This is a genomic window from Desulfosporosinus sp. SYSU MS00001 (assembly GCF_049943955.1).
Taxonomy (GTDB): domain Bacteria; phylum Bacillota; class Desulfitobacteriia; order Desulfitobacteriales; family Desulfitobacteriaceae; genus Desulfosporosinus.
In genome coordinates this window covers 1-2,090 of record NZ_JBNFTW010000031.1, presented here as the reverse complement: position 1 = coordinate 2,090, position 2,090 = coordinate 1, and the positions used below count along the sequence as shown (strand labels likewise).

Genomic DNA, 2,090 nt, shown 5'->3' with positions numbered 1-2,090 from the left:
GCTAAGTATATGGCAAATAGTTCATTACAAGCACCTAATGCTACTTATACTTACAATAACGTTGTTACTAATGGAGATTTTAGCAATGGTACTACTGGGTGGGCAGGAAGTAATGCAACCATATCAGTTTCAAATAATACTTTAAGTGTTACGGGTACAGGTTCATTTCAGAATTTCTTTGCGTATTCATCAACTTCGATAAATGCAACAGATACTCATAAATATTATGTTAAAGCAAAAATGTTTGTAACAAATAATATATCTACATCTATATCTATAAAATTAGATACTTCAAGTGCAAGTTCGTATATTGTTAATTCTATAAATTCTCCTGTTCAAAATCAATGGTATACATTATCTGGGATATTAACATGGAACGGAGGATATAATACACAACCTTTAAGAGTATTGCCATATAACACTTACGCTGATGCTACAACAGCAAATGGTAAAGTAATGCAAGTACAACAAGTTCAAGTAATTGATTTAACCGCAACATTCGGAGCAGGAAACGAACCTTCCCAAGCTTGGTGTGATGCAAACTTACCTTTTGTAGCAACAAGTGGAACAACCTCCGCATGGGTAGAAAGTTCTCAAACAAACTACACCCAATTAGCTACATTGGATAATAGTTCATATAGTATAAGTACAAATGTAAATGGAGTTAAACCTCAAGAATTATATCAATGGAATTTAATTCGTGCGTTTGAAGATGTTTATGGAACAATTCCGACAACGGGAACTGATACAGCAAGTAAGGTAAATTGGTTGAAAAATAACGTAAGTAAGGTTACATGCAATGCTTATGGATATGGGGTTTCACCTTTGGGGAATAAAGCTTATTTAGATATATGGGCTAATTCAGCATGGACAGGAAGTACAGGAAATACATCGAATAATACAGTTTCTCTTTATAGTAGAGCAACCTCAAATATAAGTACTGTAATTGATTCTAATGGGTTTGTTTACTTTATAGCCTATACAGATGCTTCGGATGGAACTACTGCTTCGACCATATATACAGACTACATTCAACTTCAATTAACCTTCAAGCCTAGTATCCAAGACATAGCAAAGGCGGTAATTAACGATGTATACCGCAAAGGAACCAATGAACTTAATTGGACTAGGATAGCAAAAGGCATAGCCAACAATGGAAGTTATACAGACTATACACCAACCAACGGGCAAAGCTACCAATACAAAATAACTGGTGTTGGCTCTAATGGAACAACCGCAGATAGTAATACTATAAGCACATCAACTAGCTTTAGGGATGCACAATTAAGCCTAGCAAGTGATTATTCACAGTTTGTTAATTTAAAATATAATCCAAGCAGACAGCAGAAAAAGAGCGTTGAAAGGGCAATGATGAAGTTCGCAGGACGTACAGACCAAGTAGCAGAATTCGGAGAGCATGATTCAGATGATTTAGCTTTAAGCTTCACTGTCTTAGATATTAACGACCTAAATATGTTACAAAGCTTAATAGAATCTAGGCAGATATTACTCTATAGGGATAACCGAGGTAGGAGAATATTCTGCACCGTGGATAGCTTAGACATTGTAGACGAAATACCTAATCTATGGACGGTCAGCTTCACAATCAATAAAACTAGCTACCAGGAGGCGGTATAGATGCAGAGTTTAAATATTGGGGGATATACTCAGCAACAGGTTATGGATGTACTGCATATGAAAAATTGTAGCAGAAACATAAAGTTTCGATATGACCTCTTGGACAAAAATGAGATTAAGAAATCTACTCTTTCTACTGTAGTAAGTGGCGAAATAGATATGCAATACATGGCAGATATTAAACGTACTGCTAAATTAAAAATAGAAGATGATGGAAGCATAAACTGGCTGAGTGATAGAATTCAGCCTTTCTTTATGCTCCAAATGCCAGATTTAAACTGGATTGAGTGGAGCTTAGGCATATTTTTGTTAAGCACACCGACTAGGATAGAGGAAAACAATAAGATTTACAGAGACGTAGAAGCTTATGACGGACTACAAATTTTGAAAGATGATAAATTTACTGAAAGGTATACCATAGCACAGGGGACAAATTACTATGATGCAATTTT

General features: G+C 35.5%; 2 protein-coding genes. Both read left to right on the top strand.

Annotated features, from left to right (window positions below):
• Positions 1-1,638 (top strand): hypothetical protein (locus ACPUYX_RS20815; protein WP_426381493.1); only part of this gene is annotated, 1,638 nt, incomplete at its 5' end.
• On the top strand, positions 1,639-2,090 hold a 452-nt coding region (locus ACPUYX_RS20810; RefSeq protein ID WP_426381492.1), incomplete at its 3' end, for a hypothetical protein. It abuts the gene before it with no gap.